This is a genomic window from Martelella mangrovi, assembly GCF_040545495.1.
Classification (GTDB): Bacteria; Pseudomonadota; Alphaproteobacteria; order Rhizobiales; family Rhizobiaceae; genus Martelella; species Martelella mangrovi.
On sequence record NZ_JBEPLY010000002.1, the window covers coordinates 333,655 to 359,864 of the forward strand.

Genomic DNA, 26,210 nt, shown 5'->3' on the forward strand with positions numbered 1-26,210 from the left:
AAACGGTGTCCATGGATGCTCGGGTCAAGCCCGAGCATGACACAAGAAGGAACGGGCGCTTTTTCAGCAACCTGACCGCACCCGCTCTGCCCCGTACCGTCTGATAGAGAGAAAGCAACCTTATGTTTCAAAGCCGCGTTGAGGCCATGGCGCTGGTTCTGCCTGCCGCGCTGTTTGCCGGAGTGGTGTTTCTGGTGCCGGTGATCGTCCTGCTGACGCAGGGCATTCACATCGACGGTCAGTGGACGCTGTCGGCCTATGCCGACTTCTTTTCAAAATCGCTGAACCGGACAGTGTTTTTCAGAACGCTGAGGCTCGGGGCGCTGGTGACCGTAATCGCCGCCGTCATTGGTTATGCCACGGCCTATGCGATCGTCAGCCTGCCGGAGAAAAGCAAGGGCCGGATGATCGGCCTCATCGTCCTGCCGCTGATGATTTCGCCGGTCGCGCGCACCTATGCCTGGATCGTGCTGCTCGGTCGCACCGGCATCATCAACAAGGCCCTGGTCGGCATGGGGCTTTCCGACGAACCGATCCGCTTTCTCTTCACCGAAACGGCGGTGACCATCGGCCTTCTGCAACTGTTCCTGCCGCTGATGATCATCGCGCTGATATCGGCGCTTGAAAACATGCCGCGCGATGCCGTTCCCGCCGCCCGGGTTCTCGGCGCCAACTGGTTTCAGGTGTTCTGGAAGGTGATCCTGCCGCTCACCCGCGAGGGGCTGATCATCGGTGGCACGCTGGTTTTCACCGGCTCGATGACCGCCTATATCACGCCCGCCATTCTCGGCGGTTCCAAGGTTCTGATGCTGGAAACGCTGCTTTATCAGCGTGTCACCGTTGCCAATGATCTGGTTTCGGCCAGCGTCATCGCCTTCATCCTGATGGCCATGGCCTTCTCGGCCAATTTCCTGCTCAAGAAAATCGCTTCGGCACGAGGTGGCAAATGAGATCGCGTTTTTTCACCTTCCTGCCGCTGGCGCTGACGCTGGTGTTCCTGATCGGCCCCTTCATCGTCATCGTCATGGCGGGGCTTTCCTCCGGCAATAACCTGGCCTTCCCGCCACCGGGCCTGTCGCTGAAATGGGTCTTCAAGGTCTTTTCCGTCGAGAGTTTCCGCGACAGCTTCGCCATGTCGATGTTTCTGGCGATTTTCGGCACGCTGGCGGCACTCCTGCTCGGGATTCCGGCATCCTACGCGATGTCGCGCTACAAGGTTCCGGGTGCGGAAACCGTGCGGCTGATCGTCTCCTCGCCGATCATCGTGCCGGGCATCATCGTCGGTCTTGCCCTGCTGCGCTATTTCGTCGTGCCGCTGTCGCTGTCGATCACGCTGGCGCTGTTCGTGGCGCATACCGCGCTGATCCTGCCCTATGCGGTGCGGGTCGTGTCCGCCAGCCTCAACAATCTGCGCTCCGACATCGAAGAAGCTGCAATCCTGCTGGGCGCCAGCCGTGCCGGCGCATTTTTCCGCGTCGTCTTGCCCAATATCCGCGGCGGCGTGCTGTCGGCGTTCATTCTCGGCTTCGTCACCAGTTTCAATCAGGTTCCGGTTTCGCTGTTCCTGTCCGGTCCGGGCGTGCGCACACTCCCGATCGACATGATCGGCTATATGGAAACCACCTACGACCCCTCCGTTGCAGCACTTGCCGCACTTCTCGCTTTCCTCTCGATCGGCATCGTGTTTGTCGCCGAGCGTTTTCTGGGCTTTACCCGCTATGTCTGAACACTCCCTCCTCTCGTTGAAAAACCTGTCGCTTGCCTACGGCAAGAACACCGTCGTCGACCGGCTGAACCTTGAAATCGCAAAGGGCGAACTGATTGCGCTTCTGGGGCCTTCGGGCTGCGGCAAGACCACCACCATGCGTGCCATCGCCGGGCTGATGACGCCATCGGGCGGCGAGATCGTTCTCGATGGCCGCGATGTCACCCATGTGCCGCCGAACAGGCGCGAGGTCGGACTGATGTTCCAGTCCTATGCACTGTTTCCGCATCTTTCGGTCTTCGAGAATGTCGCTTTCGGGCTGAAGCTGAAGGGCATGCGCGGCAATGCTCTGGCCGAGCGCGTCAATTCAGGTCTTTCGGCTGTCGGCCTTGGCGATTACGCCGACCGCCGGCCCGCCGACCTCTCCGGCGGCCAGCAGCAGCGCGTGGCGCTCGCCCGCTCGCTGGTGATGGACCCGAAAGTGCTGCTTCTCGACGAACCGCTTTCCAATCTCGATGCCCGCCTGCGCCTTGAAATGCGGACCGAACTGCAAAGGGTCCAGAAGGAAAACAACCTGACCATGGTGTTCGTCACCCACGACCAGGCCGAAGCGTTGTCGCTGGCCGACCGCATCGTTGTCATGCAGGATGGCGCCATCGAGCAGCTTGGCACGCCGGAGGACATCTATAACCGGCCGGAATCCGCCTTCGTGGCGGACTTCGTCGGCTTTGAAAACATCTTCTCGGTCAAGAACGGCAAGCTGCACGGCAAGGGCGAGGCCTTCAGTCTCGACGCGCCCATTCCCGAAGGCGCAAACGGGCTTGCCTGGCGCCCGCAGCTGGTGCGTCTCGGTGAAGGCCCGTTCACCGGCACGGTTATTGGTGCGGCCTTTGTCGGGCAGATGCGTGAATATGTGCTGGCGACGCCTTTCGGCCAGATCAAGGCCGATGTCGATGCCGCCCTGCCCGCCCATCCGCTCGATACCGAACTGGCCTTCGATCTGAACATCGAAGACGCCGTTGTGCTGAAGCGCTAGGCCAGAACCATGGGTATCTGGATCGACACCGATATGGGGTTTGACGATATCGCCGCAATCCTCACCGTTGCAGCAAGCGGGCAAGCGATTGACGGCGTATCGCTGACCTTCGGCAATGCGCCGCTGGGACAGGTCGAGCGCAATGCCGCCGGGGCGGTCAGCGCTTTCGGCTGGACGTTTCCGGTCCATTCCGGCGCCGACCGGGCGGTGATGGGAACAGCGGAAACGGCAACCGCGATTCTCAGCGAGACCGGCATGCCAACGGCGGGCATGCGCCTGCCGGACGCGACGCTCCCGTCCGACCTTCCGGCATTTGCGGCCCTTTGCCGCTGGCTCGAACGGGATGACGGGGAAAAGCGCATTCTGGCGCTTGGCCCGCTCACCAATATCGCTGCGCTTTGCCTCGCGCGGCCGGACCTTGCCGCAAGGATCACCGAAATCGTGTGGATGGGCGGCGGCGTGACGCTGGGCAATCATACCGCATCTGCGGAATTCAATGCGCTGGCCGACCCGGAAGCCGCAGCCATCGTGCTTTCGCGCAGTGTGCCCTTCGTCATGGCGGATCTCGATTTCTGCCGGAAGATCACCATAAACATGGACGATGTCGCCGCCTTGCGCGGCAAGACCGGCCGCAACGCGGCATTGCTTGCCGACCTGACCGAGGGCTTTGTGGATATCGCCCGCAAGCGTGGACGAACGGAAATGGCGTTTTTCGATCCGGCGGCAGCGGTCGCCTTCTGCCATCCAGAATGGGTCACCCGGCAAGAGGTGCACCTTGCTTTCGAAACGGCAGGACAGCTGACGCGCGGGCGCAGCGTGGTTGAAACCCGCCCCCACAAGGCAGAGTTCAACGCCGCGATTCTGACCGATGTCGATGTGAAGGCGGCGCATGATGCCATCCTGCCGGCCCTTCTGGCGGAGGCAGGCCGATGAGCCGTGAAAAAGCAGTAGCCGCCGCGCGCGGCGATCGCCCGTTCGACCTGCTGATTTCAGGCGGCACGCTGGCCGATGTTGCAACCGGCGAACTCAGAAAGGCCGATATCGGCATCTCCGGTTCTCTCATTGCAGCCGTGTTGCCCCCCGGCAGCCGCACCGATGCCAAGCAGCATCTCGACGCAGCGGGGGCATTCGTTTCTCCGGGGCTTATCGATATGCACATGCATATCGAAAGCTCGATGGTGACACCGGCAACCTATGCCCGGGCCATGCTTGCACGCGGCGTGACGACCATCGTCTGGGACCCGCACGAACTGGCCAATGTTGCCGGCCTCGATGCCGTCGACTGGGCAATCGCGGCAAGCCGCGACCTGCCGCTGGAAGCCATCGTTCTGGCCCCGTCCTGCGTGCCCTCCGCGCCTGGCCTGGAACGCGCCGGCGCCGATTTCGGCCCCGATATCATGACCGAACTGCTCGCCAGACCGGAAATCGGCGGCATCGCCGAGGTCATGAATATGGAGGGTGTCATTTCCGGCGACCCGCGCATGAGCGGCATTGTCAGCGCCGGGCTTGCTGCGCAAAAGCCGGTCTTCGGCCATGCGCGCGGACTTTCCGGCGACAGGCTTGCAGCCTTCATGACGGCGGGCGTTTCCTCCGATCATGAACTGACCTCCGGCGATGACCTGCTGGAAAAGCTGCGTGCCGGACTGACCATCGAGCTGCGGGGTTCGCACCCCTATCTGCTGCCCGGCTTTGTCGAGGCGCTGAAATCGCTCGCCATCTGGCCGCAGACACTGACGCTGTGCACCGATGACGTATTCCCCGACGACCTGCTTGAAAAAGGCGGTCTGGATGCCCTGATCCGCACGCTTGTCGAACTCGGCCTGCCGCCAGTACAGGCATTGCAGGCAGCAACGCTGAATGCTGCACAACGGCTCAGGCGCGATGATCTCGGCCTTATTGCCGCCGGTCGCCGGGCCAATATCGCCGTATTCGAGGATATGGAGCGCTTTTCCGCACGTCACGTTATCGCAGATGGCAGGCTCGTTGCCTCATCCGGCAGGATGCTGGCAGAGATCGCCGACTATCCGGCGGACGCGCTGCGAAAATCGATGAAGGCCGAAGCCCTGTCGCCGGATGATTTTCGGGTGAGATCCCACGGCAACCGGGTAGAAATCGCCACAATCGATCAGCCGCGTTTCACGCGCTGGGGCAAGGCCGAAGCCTTTGTCCGCGACGGCACCGTCGTCCCGCCGGATGATGTGAGCCTGATCAGCGTTATCCACCGCCACGGCAAGGCCCCGGCTATTCCCAAAACCGGCTTCCTGCGCGGCTGGGGACAATGGCGCGGCGCCTTTGCCACCACCGTCTCCCATGACAGCCACAATCTGACGGTTTTCGGGCAGGACCCGCATGACATGGCCATCGCAGCCAATGCACTGATCGAAAGCGGTGGCGGCATGGCCGTTGTGGCCGGTGGCGAACTGAAAGCACTTCTGGCGCTTCCGCTTCTCGGCCTGATTTCGGATGCACCGCTGGAAACCGTCGCCCGCGACTTTGAAGCGGTGCGCGCTGCTGCCGGAACGATTGCCGACTGGGAACCGCCCTATCTGACCTTCAAGGCGCTGGTCGGCGCAACGCTCGCCTGCAATTCCGGTCCGCACCAGACCGATATGGGCATTGCCGATGTGGAAGCCGGAACCGTGCTGGAAAGCCCGGTGCTCAGGATTATCGATTAGAGTGTCGGGCGATCAATCGCCCGGCATCCATCACACCGCATTGGCCGGCAGTTCCGTTTCGGCAAGGCGCACCCAGTAGGCGGCGCCATAGGCGATGGCGTCGTCGTTGAAATCGTAGGCCGTGTTGTGGTGGAGCGCGCCATCGATGGCGGGTCCATTGCCGAGCCAGACATAGCATCCCGGCACTTCATTGCCGAAAAAGGCAAAGTCGTCGCCTGCCGTCGAAGGCGGAAAGGCAGTGCGCAGCTTTTCACCGAACACGTTTCCGGCTGCCTTCAGGGCGGTCTGCGTCGGTTCCGCCGCGTTGATCACCGGCGGTATGCGGCGGATGAACCGGTAGTCGGCTTCAATACCGAATGATGTGGCCATGCCCTGCGCCAGCCGGCCGATTTCGGTCTCGAGCTGGTCACGGATTTCGGCGGAATAGGCCCGCGCCGTTCCGCCGATTTCAACGATATCCGGAATCACATTGAGCGCCTTCGGATCGCCGGCCTGAAGCGAACAGGCAGAGACAACGGCGGGCTGAAGCGGATCGACCACACGCCCGACAATGGTCTGCAGCGACGCGATGAAATGACCGGCAGCCGTGACCGGATCACGCCCGAGATGCGGCTTGGCACCATGCGTGCCTGTACCCCTGAAGGTTACGAGCCAGCTGTCGGACGAGGCAAGTTGAGGCCCCTCGACCACCGCCATCTCGTCAACGCCAAGACCCGGCATATTGTGCAGCCCGTAGACCGCATCACAGGGGAACTGTTCGAAGAGCCCGTCTTCGACCATTTTTTTCGCGCCGCCCCGCCCTTCTTCGGCAGGCTGGAAAATGAAATGCACCGTTCCGGAAAAACTCTTCGAGCGCGCCAGACAGCGCGCAGCCGCCAGCAGCATGACCGTGTGTCCGTCATGCCCGCAGGCATGCATCTTTCCCGGCGTTTTGCTTTTATAGGGGCGATCCGCCGTTTCCGGCATGGCGAGCGCATCCATGTCCGCACGCAGGCCGATCGCACGATTGCCGTCCCCTGCCCTCAGCGTACCGACAACACCGGTTCCGCCAAGCCCGCGATGGACAGCGATCCCGTCTTCGGTCAGCAATTTCGCAACAATATCGCTGGTACGTTCTTCTTCAAAGCCAAGTTCGGGATGGGCATGCAGGTCGCGGCGAAGCTCTGTCCAGAATGCAAGATCCTCGCAGATCGCTGTCGTCACGGCTTCGACAGAATTACGGTGCGCATTCATGAAATTCAGGCCTTTCAGTCGCAAGATGTGGCGACCGGACTGGAGTGTCCGGTTTGATCCGGCACCTTATTATCACCGATTTTCCAAGAGCACACGGCCAGGCGCAATCAGAACCACAAGGTTCATCGCAATCGCCGGATTGTCAGGACTTATTGCGGGCCATTTCCAGGCTCGATTGCCGACAGCAGAGCCTGATCGTAATCGACCCCCGCCAGCTTGAGCACGACAAGAATAACAATCAGAACAACGACAATCCAGAAAGGCTTCCGGTTATACAAAGGGGTCGGACGGAAGCAGTAAGAACAGGCCTTCGTTCCGAAACGCAGTTGATGATGACATGAACATTTGAACAATCTGAGATTTTTCAACTTCGACCCGAATCCTTTTTTTTTCGAAGCCGTTGTCCGGTAACTGCTTCTTCTGTTTTTTAGTCATCCGCCGCGGCGTTATCTCTGCTCTCTGCCGGAAGCCTCTGCATTCGCTTCCAATCAAGATAGCAGCTACGCTTTTATTAAACGCGCGATTAACACGTTTGGTTCCCTGAAAAAAAAGAAAAATCGCTGGTCAAAGCCAGTAAATCCGCTTGGCAACGCTATTCGACAGACCTTGCATAACGTAAAAATATAAAACTATAAGTATTTATTTAATATCGATACACAACCCATACATGGGACTTTAAAATATGAATTACATTGTATTAAATCACACTTGTTTCTAATATAATTCAATAAATATTTTTTATTTATTTTATCATTTCATGCCGACATCGATCTGTAACTATGATTGACCAAAGATACTCGTTTTCCGTTTCCTCATAGGGGTATACCTAAGGCCATGGTTCCGGTTGGCGGATTGTGCAGGCGCGCGCTATCCGGATAGGGCATCGCGGCGGCGTCCGGCGGTTATATGAGCGCGACCAGAAGCAAACGGTGCAACAGGTCCATCAACATGCTTCCGCATACGGATCAGGCTTTTCTTGGCGGGCTGCGCGACGTATGCTCATTTTTCAAAGACAATCACGCGCTGACGCGCCGTCAGCCGGAACAGGACAGAACCATCATGCAGCCCGAAATCCGTGTTCTGGACCTTTCCGAAATCGAAATCCTTCTCGACTGGGCCGCGGACGAAGGCTGGAATCCCGGGATTTCCGACGCCGCCCCCTTCCAGGCATCTGATCGCGAAGGCTTTTTCGGCTGTTTTGTTGACGGCGTCATGGTCTCCGGCATTTCCGCGGTGGCCTATAGCGTCGGCTTTGGTTTCATCGGGCTTTACATCACCCGGCCCGACATGCGCGGCAAAGGCTACGGTCGTCTGGTCTGGGACAAGGCCATGGCCTATCTCGGCAAGCGCACCATCGGTCTCGACGGCGTACCGGAACAGCAACCAAACTATGCCCGGATGGGGTTTACCTCCGATTACGGCACAGCCCGCTGGAGCGGCGTGATCGATGCCGCACTCTGTTCCGGCCATGCCGATAGCCGAAGCATTGAGGAAGCGGACCTGGACCACCTGTCGGCATTCGACACCGCCTTCTTCCCCGCCCCTCGAAAAGCGTTCCTCAAGGCCTGGATTGAAGCTGCCGAAAGCGCCCGGCTGATCGAGCGGGACGGTGAGATTTTCGGCTATGGCGTCGCCAGAAAATGCCGTGACGGCTACAAGGTCGGGCCGTTGTTTGCCAAGACGCCGCAGGCCGCAAAGGCACTTCTGGCAGGACTGGTTACCGACATCAAAGACCAGCGGATCGATATCGACGTACCCGTGATGCAACTCGGCTTCATCACATGGCTGGAAGCTGCGGGCCTGACCAGAGGGTTCGAAACCGCCCGGATGTATCGCGGGACAAAACCCGATCTGCATATGGCCGGTGTCTTTGCCGTCACCAGCCTCGAGCTTGGATAACGGACAACCGGCACTCCGTCATCGCCGCTGCGGCAGCCCCTTTTGCGGAATGGCGAACAGCAGGCGGTAGCGGGCAAAGATCACGGCCATCAGCACCGCGATCCAGGCGCCGTAAAAAATGCCTGCGGAAATATCGCTCGGATAATGCGCGCCGACAGCAACGCGGGCAAAGGCGAAAAAGATGGCAAGGCTTGCGAAAACCGGACCAAGCCGGGGAAAAAGTAGCGCCAAAGCGGCAAACACTGCCCCCGAGGTGGTGGCATGGCCGGAGGGAAAGCTTGCATAATCATAGGCCCAGCCGCCGACCTTGAAATGCAGGTCGCCGACACTGTCGAAAAGCGTCGGTCGCGCCCGGCCGATCAGCCGTTTCACCACATTGACCGTCGCACTCGCCAGCGCAACCGTGGCAAAGATATAGCAGGCCTGATGGAAAAGACGTACGCCACGATACCAGGCCGCAATTGTCGGCGCCCGTGCGACAAAACCCAGCGCAGCAAGGGCTACAATGCCGCTTGCAGTCAGAATCCAGGGCGCCGTTGTCAGGTCCGTCAGGCCCGTTGCGGCCTCCTGGAAAGCGGCCGACATGGCGTCTCTGGCAACAGCGACCGGACCGTCCAGCGCCAGAACGGACAGGATCACCATGGTGACCGCCGGTAAAAGAAACCAGGGCCAGCGGGTCGATGTCAGGGAAAACGGCGTTGCCGCCATTGTCCGTTTCCGGAAAAGACGGGGCATGGACCGGCCGGGGAGAGGGAGAGATCGGTGCGTTTTCTTCATCCGCACCAATTTAGAGGATCGGCGCCGGTTTGGAAGGACCGGCGCCAAAGGATTGTTCAGGCGGCCAGCTTGCTGGCAAAGGCATCAACCACGGCATCGCCCATGGCCGCTGTTCCGACCTTGCGGCAACCTTCCGCCATGATGTCTCCGGTGCGAAGCCCGTCTTCCAGCACCTGTGCGATCGCGGCATCCAGCGCTTCAGCTTCCTTGATCATGTTGAAGGAGTAGCGCAGGCACATGGCAAACGAGGCAATCATCGCCAGCGGATTGGCAATCCCCTGGCCGGCGATATCCGGTGCGGAGCCGTGTACGGGTTCATACATCGCCTTGCGCTTGCCGGTCGCCGGATCTTCCGCGCCCAACGAAGCCGACGGCAGCATGCCGAGCGAGCCTGTCAGCATGGCAGCAACGTCGGAGAGGAGATCGCCGAAGAGATTGTCGGTGACGATCACGTCAAACTGCTTGGGCGCGCGCACCAGCTGCATGCCACCGGCGTCAGCCAGCATGTGCGAGAGCGTGACATCCTTGTATTTTTCATCGTGAACGCGATTGACGACCTGGTTCCAGAACAGGCCCGACTTCATCACATTGCGCTTGTCCATCGAGCAGACGCGATTGTCGCGGGTGCGTGCCAGTTCGAAGGCAACGGCTGCGATACGCTCGATTTCGTAGGTATCGTAAACCTGCGTATCGATGGCGCGCTGCTGGCCGTTTTCCAGATCGATGACTTCCTTCGGCTCGCCGAAATAGACGCCGCCGGTCAGCTCACGCACGATCAGAATATCAAGGCCTTCAACCAGTTCCGGCTTCAGCGACGAAGAGGCGGCCAGCGCCGAATAGCAGATGGCCGGGCGCAGATTGGCGAAAAGCTGCATATCCTTGCGCAGGCGCAGCAGGCCGGCTTCCGGGCGCACATCGTAGGGAACGCTGTCCCATTTCGGACCGCCGACAGCGGCAAGGATAACGGCATCGGCAGCCATGGCGCGGGCCATATCGTCATCGGAAATCGCGACACCGTGTGCATCATAGGCGGAACCGCCGACAAGGCCCTTTTCGATCTCGAAACCGGCATCGGCCTTCGTGTTCATGAAGGCGATGACCTTTTCAAGTTCCGCGGTGATTTCCGGACCGATACCGTCGCCGGGCAGAAGAAAGAGTTTACGATGGCTCAAGGAAGCCTCCCATTTTGCTGAAACCCGCACGCTGCCCGCTTGAGAGCGAAGCCCCCGGCCAGCGCATCAGTGGCGGGCCGATCATAATCGCATCCGCCGGATCGTCGCGGTTCTAGCCCCCTGGCAGCCCCTTTTCAAGCCGGATAACCGGGTTGCGGTACACCGCGGGACGCACTGTCAGCGCACAGACCGGGCATTGCGCGCAAGACGCGCCATCAGCGTCTCGGGTTTCGGCTCCGGCGGAACACCGTATTTCAGCTGGACAGCCTTGTAGCCTTCGGCTTCGAGCCGGTCGAGAAGCGGGCCGATCGCACGCGCCGTACGGCCCTGCAGATCATGCATCAGGACGATGCCGCCGCCGCGCTTGTCGAGCCCTGCCATGATCCGGTCTACCAGTTCCTGGGTCGTGGCCTTCTCGTAGTCACGGGAATCGACATCGATCCCCACCGGGATCATGCCGCGCTCCTGCAGCGCTTCGTCGAGACTTTTGTTTTCGGCCAGATAAGGAAAACGGAAGAAGTGCGGCAGAATTCCCGTTGCCGTTTCGACCGCATCCCGCCCGCGGTCGATATCGGAAACCGCATTCGCGAATGACAGTGCCGGCAGATGGGGGTGCGAATAGGTGTGAGTGCCGATCGTCTGGCCTGAAAGAACGACCTGCTGCGCGATTTCGGGATGGTAATGCGCCATCTCCCCGACCATGAAGAACAGACCCTTGACGCCATGCGCCTCCAGCGCCTGCAGAACCGCCGGCGTCTTGGCGGGTACGGGACCGTCATCGAAGGTCAGCACGACTTCCTTCGGCGCCAGCGTGATATCGCGGGTCTCATCCAGATAGATGGTGCGGCCAGTCAGCGGATAATAATGCGGCGCAGCATCAGCAACGAAATGAACCGGCTGCTGCGCCACCGCCGCATCCGCCCCCGGCACAATGCGCGAGTGGATCGACGCGATCTGCAGCGGCACCGGCAATGGCGCCGCATCGTTCTCGATGGAACCGGTCACAATGGCCTCGATCGCCTCCGGAGAGCTGATGTCGGCTTCACCCGGTTTTTCAGTTTTCACAAGCGCCGTCTGCAGTGCGGTTGTATCACGATGTCCGGTGGATGCGCATGAGGCAAGCGCGAGAACGCCCAGGCCGAAAAGGCCGCTCAGCAAACGGTGCATTGGTAATCCAGTTCAGCCAAAGACTTATGAAGCAGGGCCGGCGGAAATCGCCGGCGCGTGTTTCATAAAAAAATGTGGCAATATGGTTACCAAAGAGTAAATCTGCACGTACATTTGAGCCTCAAAGTTGCAGTTTTCATACCTGCAAGCGGCTCTTCACGGGGCCTCAAAGCACAAGGATCGCTCTGAAATCATTGACATTGGTCAGCGTCGGTCCGGTCACCACCCGGTCATCCAGCGCCTCGAAAAAACTGTGACCGTCATTGTTTTCAAGCGAAGCCCGCGCATCGATGCCAGCTTCCCTTGCCCGCGCAAGCGTGTCGGGATCGATAACGGCGCCGGCAACCTCTTCGCGTCCGTCGACGCCATCGGTATCGCCGGCCAGCGCATAGACACCGTCCAGACCATTCAGTTGCACGGCGAGAGACAACAGGAACTCGACATTGCGCCCGCCGCGTCCGTCGCCCTTAACGGTCACGCTGGTTTCGCCGCCCGAAAGCACCAGGGCCGGACGGCTAACAGGAACATCATGATGGTGGATGGCCTCAGCAATCCCCGCATGCACAATGCCGACCTCGCTTGCCTCTCCTTCGATGGTATCGCCAAGCACCAGCACGTTCAGCCCGGCAGACCCGGCCTTTTCCGCTGCCGCCTGAAGCGACATCATCGGCGTTGCGATAATGTGGTTTTCGGCCCGCGCAAGACGCGGATCATCCGGCGCAACACAGGCGGCAAGCGGTGAATCGAGATGCTGGGCCACGTGATCCGGCAGCGCGATGCGATAACGCCTGATAATCGCTTTGGCATCTTCCGCCGTCGTCGCCTCGCCGACCGTCGGGCCCGAGGCGATGATTGCCGGGTCATCCCCCGGAACATCGGAAATCAGCAGCGTGTGGCAGCGCGCCGGATGGATCGCAGCGGCCAGCCGCCCGCCCTTGACCGCGGAGAGATGTTTGCGCACGCAGTTGACCTCGTCGATCGAGGCGCCCGATTTGAGCAACGCCTTGTTGATCGATATCTTGTCGTCAAGCGTCAGCCCCTCCGCTGGCAGCGACAGAAGCGCCGAACCACCACCGGAAATCAGCACGATCACGAGATCGTCTTCCGTCAGGCCGGACACGGTCTCGAGGATACGTTTCGCAGCCCGCTCACCGGCTTCATCCGGCACAGGATGCGATGCGGAGAGAATTTCGATCTTGTTGCACGGCGCCTCATGGCCGTAACGGGTCACCACCACGCCTTCCAGTGGGCCGTCCCAACAGGCTTCCAGCGCCTCGGCCATGCGGGCAGATCCCTTGCCGGCGCCAACAACGACGGTGCGGCCCTTCGGCGGCTCGGGAAGATAAGCAGAAACCTGCTCCATCGGATCGGCGGCCGCCACCGCGACGTCAAACAGTGAGCGCAGAAAACCGGTCGGATCGTCATTATATTGCATGGTTTTTCCTGTAGGGCATAAGCTATGGCTGGATCAAATCTTCCACATAAAACCATGCTTCTCAAGTTTCTTCGGAACCTTTGCCCCGGTGATGCGTTGCAAAAAAGCGGGACGTGCGCCCGGCTGTTTCCGTTGCCTTGGATTTCACACCAGGCGGCTCTCATGCTAGCTATTGAAACCGACCGTTGCGCAATGTCACCCGACGTATTGCAAGGAAGGACCCATTATGGCTCACATGAACGAGTCCGATAAATTTCCCAGTATCGCTCTTGTTTCCACCCACGGTTATGTCGCCGCGGACCCGCCGCTTGGCGCAGCCGACACCGGTGGACAGGTTGTTTATATTCTAGAACTTTCAAAAAAACTCGCCCAGCTCGGCTTTTCCGTCGACATCTATACACGCCGTTTCGAGGACCAGCCGGAGATCGATGAGGTTGACGAACGCGTGCGTGTCGTGCGCATTCCCTGCGGCGGCAAGGAATTCATTCCCAAGGAATATCTGTACAAGCACCTTCTGGAATGGAGCGAAAACGCGCTACGCTACATGCGCGAGCATGATCTGAGCTATAATTTCATCAATTCGCATTATTGGGATGCCGGCTATGCCGGGCTCAGACTTGCCGAAGCGCTGTCCATTCCCCATCTCCACACCCCGCACTCGCTGGGCCTGTGGAAGAAGCGGACGATGGAAACAGACTATCCGGACAAGAAGGAACAGTTCGAGAAGGACTTCAACTTCACCGAACGGATCAAGCACGAAAACAAGATCTACCGCGCCTGCGACAGTGTGATCGCGACAACGCCGATCCAGGTCGACATGCTCGTTGAAGACTACGGCATCCGCGAAGACCGTGTTTACATGATCCCGCCGGGCTACGACGACAACCGGTTCTACCCGATCTCGGCCGCCTCACGAAACATGCTGCGCGAACAGTTCGGCTTCAAGGGCAAGACGGTTCTTGCACTCGGCAGGCTGGCCACCAACAAGGGGTACGATCTTCTGATCGACGCCTTTTCCGTCATGGTCGAGCGGGTGCCGGATGCCGAGTTGCATCTCGCCGTTGGCGGTGAGGATATGGACGAACTGGAAACCCGGATCCTCAACGAGCTGAAGGATCAGGTAAAAACGCTGGAGCTGGAAGACAAGGTCCACTTCTCCGGCTATGTCTCCGACGAAGACCTGCCGGACATGTATCGCGCCGCCGACATGTTCGTACTGTCGAGCCGCTACGAGCCATTCGGCATGACGGCAATCGAGGCGATGGCCTCCGGCACGCCGACGGTGGTGACGACCAATGGCGGTCTTTATCGCGCCATCAGCTTCGGCCGCCACGCCCTGTTTGCCGATTCGTTCGACAAATACGACCTCGGCATCATCATGATGAAACCGTTCAAGCACCAGCGGCTCTATAACCGTCTGGCCCGCATGGGCGCGCACAAGGCACGCAGCCTGTTCACCTGGACCGGTATTGCCCAGCAGCTGATCTCGCTGGTCGAGGGCCGGCCCATGCGCCAGTCGCTTCAGGACAGTGACTGGGCAGAACCCTGGAATGACGGCGACTGAGCATGACCATCAGGCTTTTTTCTTCCGATCTCGACGGCACGCTTGTCGGCGATAACGGTTCGACGGCCCGCTTCCGGCAGGCCTTCGAGGCCATGCCTAAGAGCGACCGTCCGATCCTGGTCTACAACAGCGGGCGGCTCGTCGATGATATCCGCACGCTGATCGGCAAGGTGGGCCTGCCGGAGCCCGATTTCCTGATCGGCGGCGTCGGCACCATGGTGCATGATCACAAGGCCGACAGGCCGGTGGACGGATTTCATGACTATCTGGGCGCCGATTTCGACACCGCAAAGGTGGGGCGGATCCTCGGTGAAATCCCGGATGTCAGCTATCAGCCCACCCGCTACCAGCACGATTTCAAGTCGAGCTGGTATCTGCACAATGCCAAGGAAAGCAGACTTTTAGCGATAGAAGAGGCGCTTGTCGCCGAGGGCCTTGCGGTGAAACTCGTCTATTCGTCGGACCGTGATCTGGACATCCTGCCGCAGGCGGCAGACAAGGGCGCCTGCCTGTCCTGGCTTTGCGAAAAACTCGGCATTGCCCATGACGACGTTGTTGTTGCCGGCGATACCGGCAATGACGCCGCCATGTTCGAGGTTCCGGGCGTGCGCGGCATTATCCCGGCCAATGGCTTCGAGGAGCTCAGAAAGCTGGCCGATGGCAATGACCGGATTTACCAGGCCAACGGCGAAATCGCCGACGGCGTGATCGAGGGACTGCGCCATTTCGGTGTGCCGATCTGAAAGACCGTGCCGGGCAATGCTTCACTGCCCGGCATGATCGGCCCGTATCGTCTCATACCAAGTGTCAATCCCTGATGGACGAGGGGCAGTCGTCGAAACTGTCGACCTTGATCTCCTTGCGCGAACCGAAGCAGTCGTAGACGCAGATCTTGTCGAAACCGTCATCGTCTTCGTCCTCGAATTCACAGGTCCAGGCCAGCCTGTCGCGACCCCAGTCGTCGATCGACGGTTGCGAAACCTGCGGCTCCGTCGGCCCGACGGGCGCAAACGACATGAGCGCCACAAGGACAACCGGAAATGCGAGTAAACGGTACTTCATCTTCCCCTCCATAAGCACATCATCACATGCAAACCTATTATGAATTGCATCACAATAATATACTTATTTTAGGTTGCGGTTGGTTTTTGTAGCAGCAGGAGAAGCGACCGGCGTGTAACCAAAAGACCAGTCACAGAGACCGGCCAGACTGCTGACAAAGCTCGCCCCGCTCTCTTCCGTCATACCGGCCTTGAGCCGGTATCCAGGGCCGCTTGTTGTGCGCTTTCAGAAAGAGTCTTTGCGCGCAAGGACTTGGCCCTTACTGACTTCCGACTCAAGGCCGGAATGACGGCAGGAAAGGAGGCAAAACCGTGACTGCTTGCGGGGCATAACAAAAAAAGACCGGTCGCAGGGACCGGCCTTTTTTCGAAGTAAAACGTGACGTTCCTGAAGGGTCAGGCCCAGGGACGCTCGACGGCAAGCTTCGATTCATAGCTTGCGATGCTGTCACCCTTTTCCAGAGTCAGCGAAATATCATCAAGCCCGTTCAGCAGGCAGTGACGCCTGAAAGCGTCGATCGTGAACTTGACCGAACCGCCATCGGGACCGGAAATTTCCTGGTTTTCCAGATCGACGGTGACCACCGCATTGGATCCGCGCTCGGCATCATCCATCAATGCATCGAGTTCCGCCTGCGACACGGTGATCGGCAGAATGCCATTCTTGAAGCAGTTGTTGTAGAAGATATCGGCAAAGCTTGTGGAGATAACGCAGCGGATACCGAAATCCGCCAGCGCCCACGGCGCATGCTCACGCGAGGAGCCGCAGCCGAAATTGTCGCCCGCAACGAGGATCTTGGCATTGCGGTAAGCCGGCTTGTTCAAGACGAAATCCGGGTTTTCCGTGCCATCCTGATTGTAACGCGCCTCGGCGAAAAGGCCTTTGCCAAGCCCGGTGCGCTTGATGGTCTTGAGGTAATCCTTCGGAATGATCATGTCGGTATCGACATTGACCACCGGCAGCGGCGCGGCAACGCCCGTCAGCTTGACGAATTTTTCCATGCTTGATCCCTCAGCGCTGTTGAAGCTTAGAACAGGGCTTCGATCTAAAGCGCTTTCCCGACAATTTCAACGAAAAACTGTACTTTGGAGTACGCAGCCGCAACGGGCAGCCGGAAAGCCGGCAACCCGGATCAGAAGCGGTTTCAGCCTTTACAGGTCGATGATCTTGCCGCGACCGTCATCCCAGACACGCATATCATCGCCGCGTCTGCGACGCTCGCGGGTGCGCACCGGAACGGCAGCATGGCTCATCTTGAAAGCGATCATTCGCGCCACCGTGAGGACGGCAAGCACGGCGATCAGAGCAAGGCCAATGGAAGCAGCAAAGACAGTCACGAACGCCACAGCGGCCAAACCGACAATTGCCATGAGAACGGTGCGGATATTTTCCATCGTCAAATTCCTTTCACATTCGATAATCTGGCGTGTCGATCAGGCTTTCGCAAGAGGGCCAAAGCCATTTTGTCTCATTGATTGCCGCCACTTTTTTTGAAAAGCTTCAATTCGATGTGACTAAAAGGACGATGAGTCCGAATATTGTTAGGATTATGGCCGTGAAAGAGATCAAACTTTGGCGCTCCGCCCTGTCTGTGCCCGCCGTCAACCGCCGCGCACTCGAAAAATCGAAAACACTGGCCGCCGACGCCGTCATTTACGATCTCGAGGATTCCGTTGCCGAAGGTCGCAAGGCCGAGGCGCGCGAAAATCTGGAACAGCTTTTCACCCATAACCGCCCCACCGGCATGACCACAGCCATCCGCATCAACCCGCTCGATACCGAGGCCGGTCAGGAAGACATGAAGACGGCGCTGGCCTGCCAGCCGGATGCAATCCTGCTGCCCAAGGTGGAAACACTTGCCAATGTGGCAGCCGCCAGCGCGATGCTGAACCGCAACGGCGCACCGTTGCGCGTTCGCCTCTGGGTCATGCTCGAAACGCCGGCAGGCATCGTCAATGCTGCCGCCATTGCCGGCGCCTATTCGCACGAAACCGCCGGCGGCAGGCTGGAAGCGCTGATCGTCGGCGTCAATGATTTGCGCTCGGCAACCGGTGTTGCACCCGCCTCCGGCCGCTCCTATCTGGTGCCCTGGCTGATGCAGGTGGTGCTTGCCGCCCGCGCCTATGACATTGCCGTGATCGACGGTGTCTATAATGATTTCACCGACACCGCAGGGTTTGAGGCAGAGTGCGCGGAAGCACGCGCCATGGGCTTTGACGGCAAGATGCTGATCCACCCAAGCCAGATCGAACCGGCAAACGCGCTTTTCAGCCCGTCGGAAGCAGCCCTGGCGGAAGCACGCGCCATTGTCGCGGCATTTGCGAAACCGGAGGCGGAAGGGCATAACGTTATTGACCTTGACGGCCGCATGGTGGAACGCCTGCATCTTGAACAGGCCGAAGCGCTCATCGCCAAGGCAAACCACGCGAATGAGGAACGTTGATGAAACTTTATCGTTTTCTGACCGGCCCCGACGATTCCAGCTTCTGCCACCGGGTGACCGATGCATTGAACAAGGGCTGGGAGCTGCACGGCTCGCCCCAGCTCACCTACGACCCGCTCCTCGGCAAGACCTATTGCGGACAGGCCGTGATCAAGGAGGTCGAAGGCAAGGAGTATGATCCCTCGATCAAGCTCGGCGAGCAGTAAAACTGAAACGGCTTCAATCCGCTTGTCCGAGCGGGCTGAACGGCCTCAACAGATAGCCGTCCGGGTCGCGCACCCATAGCTGGCGCTGCCCTTTTTCGCCCTTGAACGTGCGGTACCAGCGCTCTTCCGGCGCTTTCAGGAGAGGCCATCCGGCGGCCTTCAGACGCGCGACAATGCCGTCGAAATCGTCGACCTCGAGCTGAAAGTTGATACCGCCGCCGCGCACCGGCGCTTCATCGCCAATGGTGCGCCCCATGCCGACCGTGTCCAGCATCAGTTGTGCATCACCGAGTCGAAGGAAGGCAAACCCTTCTTCCGACCGGTCATAGACCACCGAAAAACCGATGATGCCGACATAAAAATCAAGGCTTGCCGCAAGGCTCGTGATGCCGAGTTCCGGTATCAGAGCATTGAATTTCACTTCACGCCCCACAACAGCTTGAAGCGGGCGTTGCGATATTCCTCGCCGCTTTTCTTGCAGTTTTCGGCCAGCACATCCTCGTAAGGCAGGCCCCGGTTGGCAACCAGCAGCAACCTGCCGCCGGGCTTCAGGGCACCGGCCGCGGCCTTGACCAGCGTCTTGCCGAGTGACGGCTCAGCGGCCTTTCCGGTGTGGAAAGGCGGGTTCATGATGATCAGGTCATAGCGGTTCTTGACCGGCTCAAGGGCAAGGTCCTGCCAGAAAAACCGCATCTGGGGCGCGGCAGAGCGAAGATTGACCTTTGCCCGTTCAAGCGCCCGCCAGTCCGCCTCGTAAAGGTCGATACCGACAGTTGACGGCGCGGTTTCCGCCAGCATGGCCGAAAGATAGCCCCAGCCTGCGCCGAAATCGGCCGCAAGTCCGGAAAAATCGGTCGGCAGCCGCTCGGCCAGGATACGCGACCCCTCATCCACCCGGTCATGCGAGAACAATCCAGGCACCGTGGTAAAGCGGCCATCGATTTCGACGGTTGGATGGGTCATGGCCTCAACCGCGGCCTTCACGTCATCAGGCCGGGTAAACCACAACGCAACGCCGTGATATTTCGGCATGGCTTCCAGATCGGCAAACATCTTGCCGAGACGCTTGCGCATCGACTGCACGCCGTCTTCCTTCGAGCCGGCAATCACGATGAAGCCGCCGGGCACGGTCTTTTGCAGGGCCTCGGCCACGCGGTTCTCGTTTTCGCCGCGATGCTTGGTCAGCAGGATCAGCGTCAGGTCATAAGGCCCCTCGCCCACTTCCGGCTCGACAGCAACGCCGGCCTTTTCGAGCGCGTTATAAAACGAGCGGAATGGCTGCACGGCAGCAATGTCATCGGAAAAGCCATCCGGCAGACGATACCCCGCTTCAGCACCGAGAAACAGAACACGGCCGGTCACGGGTTCAAGCGTGCCGCTTTCAAAGGGGTGAAACAGCGTTTTCAGTGTTTCGCGGGACATGGAATTGCACCTGTTAAAAAGGCGCGAGCTTTATGCTCACGCCTGATAGTCTTGTTTCAAAAGCAATGCCTGAACGGTGGCTGCAAGCGGCAACACCGAAGCATGGCCCGGCGACGCCTGTTCGGCGGCGCCGGTCTTCGAATTTAAGCCGGATCAGGCCAGTTCCTTGCCGGTTTCCTGGTCGACAACCTTCATCGACAGCTTGACCTTGCCGCGCTCATCGAAGCCGATGAGCTTGACCCAGACCTTGTCGCCTTCCTTGACGACATCGGTGGTCTTGCCGACGCGCTCCTGCGCGAGCTGCGAGATGTGCACCAGACCGTCGCGGGGGCCGAAGAAGTTGACGAAGGCGCCGAAGTCGGCGGTCTTGACGACCGTGCCTTCGTAGATCGCATTCAGTTCCGGCTCGTCGACGATGGAGTGGATCCACTTCTTGGCGGCCTCGATCTCCTTGCCCGAGGAAGACGCGATCTTGATCGTGCCGTCATCGTCAATGTTGATCTTGGCGCCGGTCTTTTCGACGATTTCGCGAATGATCTTGCCACCCGCACCGATAACGTCGCGGATCTTGTCGACGGCGATCGACATCATCTCGATGCGCGGTGCGTATTCGCCGAGCTGCTCGCGGCTTTCGGCAAGGGCCTTGGACATTTCACCGAGAATGTGAAGACGGCCGCCCTTGGCCTGGTTCAGCGCGATGTTCATGATCTCTTCGGTGATACCGGCGATCTTGATGTCCATCTGCAGCGAAGTCACGCCGGCTTCCGTACCGGCAACCTTGAAGTCCATGTCGCCGAGGTGGTCTTCGTCACCGAGAATGTCGGAGAGAACGGCGAAGCGCTCGTCTTCCTTGATCAGGCCCATGGCGATACCGGCAACCGGCTTTGCCAGCGGAACACCGGCATCCATCAGCGCCAGCGAGGTGCCGCACACGGTCGCCATCGAGGACGAACCGTTGGATTCGGTGATCTCGGAAACGACGCGCAGCGTGTAGGGGAACTGCTCGACTTCCGGCAGCATCGGGCGGATCGCGCGCCATGCAAGCTTGCCGTGGCCGATTTCGCGGCGGCCCGGGGAGCCCATGCGACCCGTTTCACCGACCGAATAGGGCGGGAAGTTGTAGTGCAGCAGGAAGCGTTCCTTGTACATGCCGGTCAGGGCATCAACGAACTGCTCGTCTTCGCCGGTGCCAAGCGTGGCAACAACCATGGCCTGGGTTTCACCGCGGGTGAACAGCGCCGAACCATGGGTGCGCGGCAGAAGGCCGACTTCGGAAACGATCGGACGGACGGTCTCGAGATCGCGGCCATCGATACGGCTCTTGGTGTCGAGAATGTTCCAGCGAACGATCTTGGCCTGCAGGTGCTTGAAGACAGCGCCGATTTCCTCGGCCGTGTACTTCGCTTCCTCGCCTTCGGCCGGTGCGTAACGCTCCTTGACCTTGGCCTTGGCAGCATCGACGGCGGCGTAACGGGCAGCCTTGTCGGTGATCTTGTAGGCGTCGCGCAGCTCGCCTTCGATGAAGGAGAGCATGTCGGCTTCGAGTTCGGACTGATCTTCCGGCTCGAATTCACGCGGTTCCTTGGCGGCAACTTCGGCGAGCTTGATGATCGCGTCGATGACCGGCTGGAAACCCTTGTGGCCGAACATGACGGCGCCGAGCATGACGTCCTCGGGGAGTTCCTTGGCTTCCGATTCCACCATCAGAACGGCGTCACCCGTACCGGCGACAACGAGGTCGAGCGCGGTTTCGGGCATTTCGTCGATATGCGGGTTCAGCACATATTCGCCGTTGATGTAACCAACGCGCGCACCGCCGATCGGGCCCATGAAGGGAACCCCGGAAAGCGTCAGCGCGGCAGACGTTGCGACCATGGCCAGAACGTCCGGGTTGTTTTCAAGGTCGTGCTGGAGAACGGTGATCACGACCTGCGTGTCGTTCTTGTAGCCTTCCGGGAACAGCGGGCGGATCGGGCGGTCGATCAGGCGGGAAACCAGCGTTTCGTTTTCGCTCGGACGGCCTTCGCGCTTGAAATAGCCACCGGGGATCTTGCCGGCAGCATAGGTCTTTTCCTGATAGTTGACGGTCAGCGGGAAGAAATCCTGACCGGGCTTAGGCTCCTTGGCGGAGACGACGGTGGCGAGAACCGCGGTTTCGCCGTAGGTTGCGAGAACGGCGCCGTCAGCCTGACGGGCGATCTTGCCGGTCTCAAGCTTGAGCGTGCGTCCCGCCCACTCGATTTCCACTGTGTGGGTGTTGAACATGTCTTGTCCTTCAATCAATGCGCGCGCGCCTTTCCTGATTGAAAGGTGCGCAACGCGATCCAACGTTTCGTTCGACACGTCACGGGCAAGACAGCGCGCCGCTTCCGGTATCGAAGCGGCCAGCAATCCTGCCCCATGACAGGTCCGTTAAGGCCAAGCGTAACCGGAATGCCATCATCCCGGCCTCGCGTTTCAGATTCCTTCGCCCGCCACGGTTTGGAACCGGCGCATCATCATGCGCGAAAACAAAAGCGGCGGACGCAAAACACGCCCGCCGGTCATGAGGCTTAGCGGCGAATGCCCAGACGACCGATAAGGGTCGTGTAACGGCTTTCGTCGATGCGCTTCAGGTAGTCGAGCAGCGAACGGCGGGTCGAAACCAGCGTCAGCAGACCACGGCGGGAATGGTTATCCTTCTTGTGGTCCTTGAAGTGCTCGGTCAGGTTGGTGATCCGTTCGGTGAGGATAGCAACCTGAACTTCCGGAGAACCGGTGTCGCCTTCCTTCGTTGCGAATTCCTTGATCAGTTCTGCCTTGCGTTCAGCAGTAATCGACATCGGGTCATCCTTTCGAAATGAGGGTGTTTTGGGTCGCCCGGGCCGGGATGTCGTCCAGCAAGGGCCGTTTAAGCGCATTTGTTCCAATGCTGGCCGCCATATAGGGCAAAAGCGCATGATTGTCGAGTGTCATGGCAAAGGGCGCCCGCTACCGGCCTTCATCCCGCAAAACCCGGCCTTTGGCCTTGCACCCCGGAACGCGCGATGACCGTCTCCCGCCTCAGGGGAAACCGACAATCATCATCCTCTGGCCAGAGCGGTGAGGCTCTCCTATATCAGCGCCAACGGTAAAACATAAACGCCGCGTTTTCGAGGCAGATCAATTCCGGAGACCGAAACCACGTTTTCCGCGAAATGCCGGCAAAGCATCCCCCCGGAGCGCGGTGTTAAAAAAGGAGCGCCTTCCAATGCTTGCAGCCATTCACGACACATTCGGTGAACCGGCCGACGTTCTCGTTGCCAGGGACACAACCACGCCGGAGCCCGGCCCGGGCCAGGTGCGCGTGCGCATGGCGCTCAGTCCCATCCACAATCACGACCTTTGGACCATTCGCGGCAGCTATGGCTACAAGCCGGATCTGCCGGGGGCCATCGGCGGCAGTGAGGCACTTGGCGAGATCGAGACGGTCGGCGACGGCGTCGATCCCGCCATGATCGGCAAGCGCATAGCCGTTGCAGGCGTCCATGGCAGCTGGGCTGAATTTCTCATCGCGCCGGCAGCGAGCGTGCTGCCGCTGCCCGATGAAATCTCGGATACGGATGGCGCGCAGCTGATCGCCATGCCCTTCAGCGCCATCTCGCTTCTGGAAACGCTGCGCGCGAAAAACGGCGACTGGATCATTCAGACGGCTGCCAACGGCGCGGTCGGAAAACTGATGACCACGCTGGCGAAAAACCGCGGTATCAACCTCGTCAGTCTCGTGCGCAGGAAAGAAGCCGTCACCGAGCTTCACGACCTCGGCATCGACAATGTGTTCTCCACAGCCGATGAAAACTGGAAGGACGATGTGCGCGCCCTGATCGGACAGGATGGCGCGGCATCCGCAATCGATTCCGTCGGAGGCAGCATTGCTGCCGATCTCGTCGATCTTCTGGGCGTGAACGGCGAGCTTGTGGTTTTCGGAACGGCCACCGGCGCACCAATGCCGCTTTCCTCCGGCGCGCTTATCATGAAGCACATCACCGTTCGCGGCTTCTGGGGTGCGCGCGTAGGCAAGGAGATGGATGACGACAAACGCAAGGCGCTGATCGGCGAACTGGTCGCGCTTGCCGCAAAGGGCGATTTGCAGCTTGATACCGACGAAATCTTTCCGCTGGAACATGTGGTTGATGCCGTCAACGCGGCCTTGAAGCAGGGACGGAAGGGCAAGGTCATGCTACGCCCATGAAAATGCACCGCGCCGGGCCGCCCGACAAGTCCGGCGCATTGCCGCCGGCGCGCCGCCATGCGACAGTCTGGGCGAACTGCAAGGAACCTCGGACATGACCTATCGCAACACCATTGCCGCAGGCGCCATGACCGTGCTTGCGGCAGCCCCGCAGGCGTTTGCGACCCCGGCAGAAATCAAGGCCATCGAAGCCCTCTGGCAAAACCCGCAGGATGCTGGCGCGCTCACCGCCGAAAGCTTTGCGCGGGCGGTTCCCGACGACGAGCTCACGGCCATCATCAATCGCCTGCGCGATGAGACCGGCGCGGCACTTTCCGTGACAGGCGACCAGGGCGTCTATATGATACATACCGAAACCCATGAAATTCCCGTCCAGATCGCGCTTGATGAAAACGGCCAGATAACGGGTCTGTTTTTCAGTCCGCCCGAGGCCCTGACCGAGGGTCCGGCGGCAACGCTTAACGCCTTCGAGGCGATGCCCGGAAAAATTTCCTATCTGGTGCGATCGGACGACGAAACACTGTTTGCGAAAGAGGCCGACAGCGCGCTTGCCGTCGCCTCGGCATTCAAGCTCGGCGTCCTCAAGGTATTGCTCGATGATATCGCGTCGGGCACGAGGGACTGGCAGGATATCGCCACCCTTCAACCGGAAGACAAATCCCTGCCGACCGGTCGTCTGCAGGATTTTCCGGACGGGTCGCCGCTGACGCTTCACACGCTTGCGACCTTGATGATTGCCGAAAGCGACAATACCGCAACCGATATGCTGATGCGCATTCTCGGTCCCGGTCGGGTTGCGGGCGCTCTTGGCCTTGAGAGCGTGCTTACCACCCGCGCCATGTTTGCGCTGAAGGCCGACCCTGCCCTGGCCGCGCAATATGCCGCCGCATCGCCCCGGGACAGGGCGGCGATCGCCGATCGGGCCATTTCACGCCCGTTGCCGGCCATCGCGTCCGTCACCGGACCGGCGACCGACGGCGTCGAATGGCATCTTTCCAACGCGAAACTGTGCGCCCTGATGCGCGTGGTGGCCGAGGCGGATGTCTTTTCCGTCAATCCCGGCCCGGTGCGGACAAGAGACTGGCAGTCGGTCGCCTACAAGGGCGGCAGCGAAACCGGCGTGCTGAACCTGACGGCAGCGCTGACCGGCAAAGATGGCCGCAAAATCTGCGTTTCCGTCACCATCAATAACAAGACCGCCATCGATGAAACGACGGCGGTCGGTCTGTTCACGCGCCTTGCGCATCAGTTGGCCGAAAGCGGCAAATAGCTAGCCGAACACCCGGCGTGGCTTGAACTGGCCTTCGGCAATCTCGCCGATGGCAATGAGACGCCCGCCGATGGAGGCATAGGCTTCCGGTTCTTCGACCGGGGCGTGGGCGCCGCGCAGAATGATCGGGTTGCCGAGCTTGAGGCGGCGCGCCTGCTCGTCGGTGACAGGCACATGCGGCAGGTTGGCAAGCGCTTCGGATGTATCGACAAGAAACGCCTCGAGGGCTGCGAAGCGTTCGGCATCGCCCTCAACCTCTTCCAGCGCCGTCAGCTCTGAAAGCGGCACCAGCATGTCCTCCGAAAACGGCGCGACGAAAGGCCGGCGCAGCGCCGAAATATGGCCGTAGCAGCCGAGATCACGGCCCATGTCGCGGGCCAGCGCACGCACATAGGTGCCCTTGCCGCATTCGACCTCGAAATCGGCGGAGTTTTCATCCGGGCAGCCGATCAGCGTCAGCCGGTGGATTTCGACCTCGCGCGTGGGGATATCGACTGTTTCGCCCTCGCGCGCCAGATCATAGGCCCGGTTGCCGTCGATCTTGATGGCGGAAAACTGCGGCGGCACCTGTTCGATCACGCCGGTATATTTCTCTAAGAGCGCTTCGATGTCGGCCCGCGCCGGACGCTTGTCCGATGACTGCGTTACATCACCCTCAAGATCGTCAGTCGCCCGTTCCTCGCCCCAGGTGACGGTGAATTCGTAGATCTTGCGGCCGTCCATCACATAAGGCACGGTCTTGGTGGCATCACCGAGCGCAATCGGCAGCATGCCGGAGGCAAGCGGATCGAGCGTGCCGGCGTGGCCGGCCTTCTGGGCCTTGAACAGCCACTTCACCTTGGAAACGGCTTCGGTCGAACCGAAATCGATCGGCTTGTCGAGGATCAGCCAGCCTGAAACGGGGCGGCCCTTGGGTTTTCTCTGTCGTGCCATA

General features: G+C 60.0%; 26 protein-coding genes. 12 read left to right on the forward strand and 14 right to left on the reverse strand.

Annotation, left to right across the window (positions count from 1 at the left end; all coding sequences use genetic code 11):
• The first annotated feature begins 122 nt into the window (after positions 1-122).
• Genes ABID12_RS03885 through ABID12_RS03905 form a run of 5 tightly spaced genes read left to right on the forward strand, consistent with a single transcriptional unit; the run spans position 123 to position 5,416 of the window.
• Complete coding sequence (locus tag ABID12_RS03885; RefSeq protein WP_354433175.1) at positions 123-950, forward strand: ABC transporter permease; 828 nt, start codon at positions 123-125, stop codon at positions 948-950.
• A complete protein-coding gene (locus ABID12_RS03890) occupies positions 947-1,726 on the forward strand; it encodes an ABC transporter permease (RefSeq protein WP_106303464.1) in 780 nt (259 codons plus the stop codon). Before ABID12_RS03885 ends, ABID12_RS03890 begins: the two co-directional genes overlap by 4 nt.
• The gene (locus tag ABID12_RS03895) at positions 1,719-2,741 is read left to right on the forward strand and encodes an ABC transporter ATP-binding protein (RefSeq protein WP_354433176.1); all 1,023 of its coding nucleotides are present in this window, start codon (positions 1,719-1,721) and stop codon (positions 2,739-2,741) included. The genes ABID12_RS03890 and ABID12_RS03895 overlap by 8 nt, the downstream gene beginning before the upstream one ends.
• 9 nt (positions 2,742-2,750) lie before the next feature.
• Positions 2,751-3,674, forward strand: coding sequence for a nucleoside hydrolase (locus ABID12_RS03900; RefSeq protein ID WP_354433177.1), 924 nt, complete (start codon positions 2,751-2,753; stop codon positions 3,672-3,674).
• Positions 3,671-5,416 (forward strand): adenine deaminase, encoded by a 1,746-nt coding sequence (locus tag ABID12_RS03905; RefSeq protein ID WP_354433178.1) that lies wholly within the window; start codon positions 3,671-3,673, stop codon positions 5,414-5,416. Before ABID12_RS03900 ends, ABID12_RS03905 begins: the two co-directional genes overlap by 4 nt.
• A 30-nt stretch (positions 5,417-5,446) precedes the next feature.
• On the opposite strand, the gene ABID12_RS03910 is transcribed toward ABID12_RS03905, so the two are convergent.
• A complete protein-coding gene (locus ABID12_RS03910; protein ID WP_354433179.1) occupies positions 5,447-6,649 on the reverse strand; it encodes a M20 aminoacylase family protein in 1,203 nt (400 codons plus the stop codon).
• Between the two features lie 948 nt (positions 6,650-7,597).
• Here ABID12_RS03910 and ABID12_RS03915 point away from each other — a divergent pair.
• The gene (locus tag ABID12_RS03915; protein WP_354433180.1) at positions 7,598-8,548 is read left to right on the forward strand and encodes a GNAT family N-acetyltransferase; all 951 of its coding nucleotides are present in this window, start codon (positions 7,598-7,600) and stop codon (positions 8,546-8,548) included.
• A gap of 18 nt (positions 8,549-8,566) precedes the next feature.
• On the opposite strand, the gene ABID12_RS03920 is transcribed toward ABID12_RS03915, so the two are convergent.
• From ABID12_RS03920 to ABID12_RS03935, 4 genes are all read right to left on the reverse strand, one after another.
• The gene (locus tag ABID12_RS03920; RefSeq protein WP_354433181.1) at positions 8,567-9,256 is read right to left on the reverse strand and encodes a phosphatase PAP2 family protein; all 690 of its coding nucleotides are present in this window, start codon (positions 9,254-9,256) and stop codon (positions 8,567-8,569) included.
• A 125-nt stretch (positions 9,257-9,381) separates the two neighbouring features.
• Positions 9,382-10,497 carry a 3-isopropylmalate dehydrogenase gene (gene leuB, locus ABID12_RS03925; protein WP_354433182.1) on the reverse strand — a complete coding sequence of 372 codons (1,116 nt, stop codon included), beginning with the start codon at positions 10,495-10,497 and terminating at the stop codon, positions 9,382-9,384.
• Positions 10,498-10,674: 177 nt separating this feature from the next.
• On the reverse strand, positions 10,675-11,664 hold the full coding sequence (locus ABID12_RS03930; protein WP_354433183.1) for a polysaccharide deacetylase family protein: 990 nt from the start codon (positions 11,662-11,664) through the stop codon (positions 10,675-10,677).
• 166 nt (positions 11,665-11,830) lie between these two features.
• A complete protein-coding gene (locus tag ABID12_RS03935) occupies positions 11,831-13,099 on the reverse strand; it encodes a glycerate kinase type-2 family protein (RefSeq protein WP_354433184.1) in 1,269 nt (422 codons plus the stop codon).
• Between the two features lie 226 nt (positions 13,100-13,325).
• Here ABID12_RS03935 and ABID12_RS03940 point away from each other — a divergent pair, with 226 nt between their 5' ends.
• On the forward strand, positions 13,326-14,663 hold the full coding sequence (locus ABID12_RS03940) for a glycosyltransferase (RefSeq protein ID WP_106303494.1): 1,338 nt from the start codon (positions 13,326-13,328) through the stop codon (positions 14,661-14,663).
• 2 nt (positions 14,664-14,665) lie between these two features.
• Positions 14,666-15,406, forward strand: coding sequence for an HAD-IIB family hydrolase (locus ABID12_RS03945; RefSeq protein ID WP_354433185.1), 741 nt, complete (start codon positions 14,666-14,668; stop codon positions 15,404-15,406).
• 64 nt (positions 15,407-15,470) lie between these two features.
• Here ABID12_RS03945 and ABID12_RS03950 read toward each other — a convergent pair whose 3' ends face one another.
• The 3 genes from ABID12_RS03950 to ABID12_RS03960 all read right to left on the reverse strand — a co-directional run bounded on the left by ABID12_RS03950 (position 15,471) and on the right by ABID12_RS03960 (position 17,119).
• Positions 15,471-15,725 carry a hypothetical protein gene (locus ABID12_RS03950; RefSeq protein ID WP_354433186.1) on the reverse strand — a complete coding sequence of 85 codons (255 nt, stop codon included), beginning with the start codon at positions 15,723-15,725 and terminating at the stop codon, positions 15,471-15,473.
• A 395-nt stretch (positions 15,726-16,120) separates the two neighbouring features.
• On the reverse strand, positions 16,121-16,726 hold the full coding sequence (leuD, locus tag ABID12_RS03955) for a 3-isopropylmalate dehydratase small subunit (protein ID WP_354433187.1): 606 nt from the start codon (positions 16,724-16,726) through the stop codon (positions 16,121-16,123).
• A 150-nt stretch (positions 16,727-16,876) separates the two neighbouring features.
• Positions 16,877-17,119 (reverse strand): hypothetical protein, encoded by a 243-nt coding sequence (locus tag ABID12_RS03960; RefSeq protein ID WP_106303505.1) that lies wholly within the window; start codon positions 17,117-17,119, stop codon positions 16,877-16,879.
• A 155-nt stretch (positions 17,120-17,274) separates the two neighbouring features.
• Between ABID12_RS03960 and ABID12_RS03965 the strand changes: the two genes are divergently transcribed.
• Together ABID12_RS03965 and ABID12_RS03970 are read left to right on the forward strand one after the other, a co-directional pair.
• Positions 17,275-18,168: an HpcH/HpaI aldolase/citrate lyase family protein gene (locus tag ABID12_RS03965; RefSeq protein WP_354433188.1), complete on the forward strand. Its 894-nt coding sequence runs from the start codon at positions 17,275-17,277 to the stop codon at positions 18,166-18,168.
• Positions 18,168-18,374 carry a DUF1737 domain-containing protein gene (locus tag ABID12_RS03970; protein WP_106303511.1) on the forward strand — a complete coding sequence of 69 codons (207 nt, stop codon included), beginning with the start codon at positions 18,168-18,170 and terminating at the stop codon, positions 18,372-18,374. The genes ABID12_RS03965 and ABID12_RS03970 overlap by 1 nt, the downstream gene beginning before the upstream one ends.
• Positions 18,375-18,387: 13 nt before the next feature.
• On the opposite strand, the gene ABID12_RS03975 is transcribed toward ABID12_RS03970, so the two are convergent.
• From ABID12_RS03975 to ABID12_RS03995, 5 genes are all read right to left on the reverse strand, one after another.
• The gene (locus ABID12_RS03975) at positions 18,388-18,795 is read right to left on the reverse strand and encodes a bleomycin resistance protein (protein WP_354433189.1); all 408 of its coding nucleotides are present in this window, start codon (positions 18,793-18,795) and stop codon (positions 18,388-18,390) included.
• Positions 18,792-19,796, reverse strand: coding sequence for a class I SAM-dependent methyltransferase (locus tag ABID12_RS03980; protein ID WP_354433190.1), 1,005 nt, complete (start codon positions 19,794-19,796; stop codon positions 18,792-18,794). The genes ABID12_RS03975 and ABID12_RS03980 overlap by 4 nt, the downstream gene beginning before the upstream one ends.
• A 153-nt stretch (positions 19,797-19,949) precedes the next feature.
• Positions 19,950-22,061 carry a polyribonucleotide nucleotidyltransferase gene (pnp, locus tag ABID12_RS03985; protein WP_106304244.1) on the reverse strand — a complete coding sequence of 704 codons (2,112 nt, stop codon included), beginning with the start codon at positions 22,059-22,061 and terminating at the stop codon, positions 19,950-19,952.
• Positions 22,062-22,348: 287 nt separating this feature from the next.
• Entirely contained in the window at positions 22,349-22,618 is a 270-nt protein-coding gene (gene rpsO, locus ABID12_RS03990; protein WP_106303520.1) for a 30S ribosomal protein S15, read from the reverse strand.
• 4 nt (positions 22,619-22,622) lie between these two features.
• On the reverse strand, positions 22,623-22,751 hold the full coding sequence (locus ABID12_RS03995) for a hypothetical protein (RefSeq protein ID WP_354433191.1): 129 nt from the start codon (positions 22,749-22,751) through the stop codon (positions 22,623-22,625).
• A gap of 274 nt (positions 22,752-23,025) precedes the next feature.
• Between ABID12_RS03995 and ABID12_RS04000 the strand changes: the two genes are divergently transcribed.
• Together ABID12_RS04000 and ABID12_RS04005 are read left to right on the forward strand one after the other, a co-directional pair.
• Positions 23,026-24,006 carry a zinc-binding dehydrogenase gene (locus ABID12_RS04000; RefSeq protein WP_354433192.1) on the forward strand — a complete coding sequence of 327 codons (981 nt, stop codon included), beginning with the start codon at positions 23,026-23,028 and terminating at the stop codon, positions 24,004-24,006.
• 94 nt (positions 24,007-24,100) lie between these two features.
• The gene (locus tag ABID12_RS04005) at positions 24,101-25,276 is read left to right on the forward strand and encodes a serine hydrolase (RefSeq protein WP_354433193.1); all 1,176 of its coding nucleotides are present in this window, start codon (positions 24,101-24,103) and stop codon (positions 25,274-25,276) included.
• Here ABID12_RS04005 and truB read toward each other — a convergent pair whose 3' ends face one another.
• Complete coding sequence (truB, locus tag ABID12_RS04010) at positions 25,277-26,209, reverse strand: tRNA pseudouridine(55) synthase TruB (RefSeq protein ID WP_354433194.1); 933 nt, start codon at positions 26,207-26,209, stop codon at positions 25,277-25,279.
• Between the last annotated feature and the right edge of the window lies 1 nt (position 26,210).

Bases quoted from the DNA above. Each gene is read 5' to 3' on its own strand.
- ABID12_RS03885 (WP_354433175.1), top strand. From the start codon at position 123: ATGTTTCAAAGCCGCGTTGAGGCCATGGCGCTGGTTCTGCCTGCCGCG.
- ABID12_RS03890 (WP_106303464.1), top strand. From the start codon at position 947: ATGAGATCGCGTTTTTTCACCTTCCTGCCGCTGGCGCTGACGCTGGTG.
- ABID12_RS03895 (WP_354433176.1), top strand. From the start codon at position 1,719: ATGTCTGAACACTCCCTCCTCTCGTTGAAAAACCTGTCGCTTGCCTAC.
- ABID12_RS03900 (WP_354433177.1), top strand. From the start codon at position 2,751: ATGGGTATCTGGATCGACACCGATATGGGGTTTGACGATATCGCCGCA.
- ABID12_RS03905 (WP_354433178.1), top strand. From the start codon at position 3,671: ATGAGCCGTGAAAAAGCAGTAGCCGCCGCGCGCGGCGATCGCCCGTTC.
- ABID12_RS03910 (WP_354433179.1), bottom strand. From the start codon at position 6,649: ATGAATGCGCACCGTAATTCTGTCGAAGCCGTGACGACAGCGATCTGC.
- ABID12_RS03915 (WP_354433180.1), top strand. From the start codon at position 7,598: ATGCTTCCGCATACGGATCAGGCTTTTCTTGGCGGGCTGCGCGACGTA.
- ABID12_RS03920 (WP_354433181.1), bottom strand. From the start codon at position 9,256: ATGGCGGCAACGCCGTTTTCCCTGACATCGACCCGCTGGCCCTGGTTT.
- ABID12_RS03930 (WP_354433183.1), bottom strand. From the start codon at position 11,664: ATGCACCGTTTGCTGAGCGGCCTTTTCGGCCTGGGCGTTCTCGCGCTT.
- ABID12_RS03935 (WP_354433184.1), bottom strand. From the start codon at position 13,099: ATGCAATATAATGACGATCCGACCGGTTTTCTGCGCTCACTGTTTGAC.
- ABID12_RS03940 (WP_106303494.1), top strand. From the start codon at position 13,326: ATGGCTCACATGAACGAGTCCGATAAATTTCCCAGTATCGCTCTTGTT.
- ABID12_RS03945 (WP_354433185.1), top strand. From the start codon at position 14,666: ATGACCATCAGGCTTTTTTCTTCCGATCTCGACGGCACGCTTGTCGGC.
- ABID12_RS03950 (WP_354433186.1), bottom strand. From the start codon at position 15,725: ATGAAGTACCGTTTACTCGCATTTCCGGTTGTCCTTGTGGCGCTCATG.
- leuD (WP_354433187.1), bottom strand. From the start codon at position 16,726: ATGGAAAAATTCGTCAAGCTGACGGGCGTTGCCGCGCCGCTGCCGGTG.
- ABID12_RS03960 (WP_106303505.1), bottom strand. From the start codon at position 17,119: ATGGAAAATATCCGCACCGTTCTCATGGCAATTGTCGGTTTGGCCGCT.
- ABID12_RS03965 (WP_354433188.1), top strand. From the start codon at position 17,275: ATGGCCGTGAAAGAGATCAAACTTTGGCGCTCCGCCCTGTCTGTGCCC.
- ABID12_RS03970 (WP_106303511.1), top strand. From the start codon at position 18,168: ATGAAACTTTATCGTTTTCTGACCGGCCCCGACGATTCCAGCTTCTGC.
- ABID12_RS03980 (WP_354433190.1), bottom strand. From the start codon at position 19,796: ATGTCCCGCGAAACACTGAAAACGCTGTTTCACCCCTTTGAAAGCGGC.
- pnp (WP_106304244.1), bottom strand. From the start codon at position 22,061: ATGTTCAACACCCACACAGTGGAAATCGAGTGGGCGGGACGCACGCTC.
- rpsO (WP_106303520.1), bottom strand. From the start codon at position 22,618: ATGTCGATTACTGCTGAACGCAAGGCAGAACTGATCAAGGAATTCGCA.
- ABID12_RS03995 (WP_354433191.1), bottom strand. From the start codon at position 22,751: ATGACACTCGACAATCATGCGCTTTTGCCCTATATGGCGGCCAGCATT.
- ABID12_RS04000 (WP_354433192.1), top strand. From the start codon at position 23,026: ATGCTTGCAGCCATTCACGACACATTCGGTGAACCGGCCGACGTTCTC.
- ABID12_RS04005 (WP_354433193.1), top strand. From the start codon at position 24,101: ATGACCTATCGCAACACCATTGCCGCAGGCGCCATGACCGTGCTTGCG.
- truB (WP_354433194.1), bottom strand. From the start codon at position 26,209: ATGGCACGACAGAGAAAACCCAAGGGCCGCCCCGTTTCAGGCTGGCTG.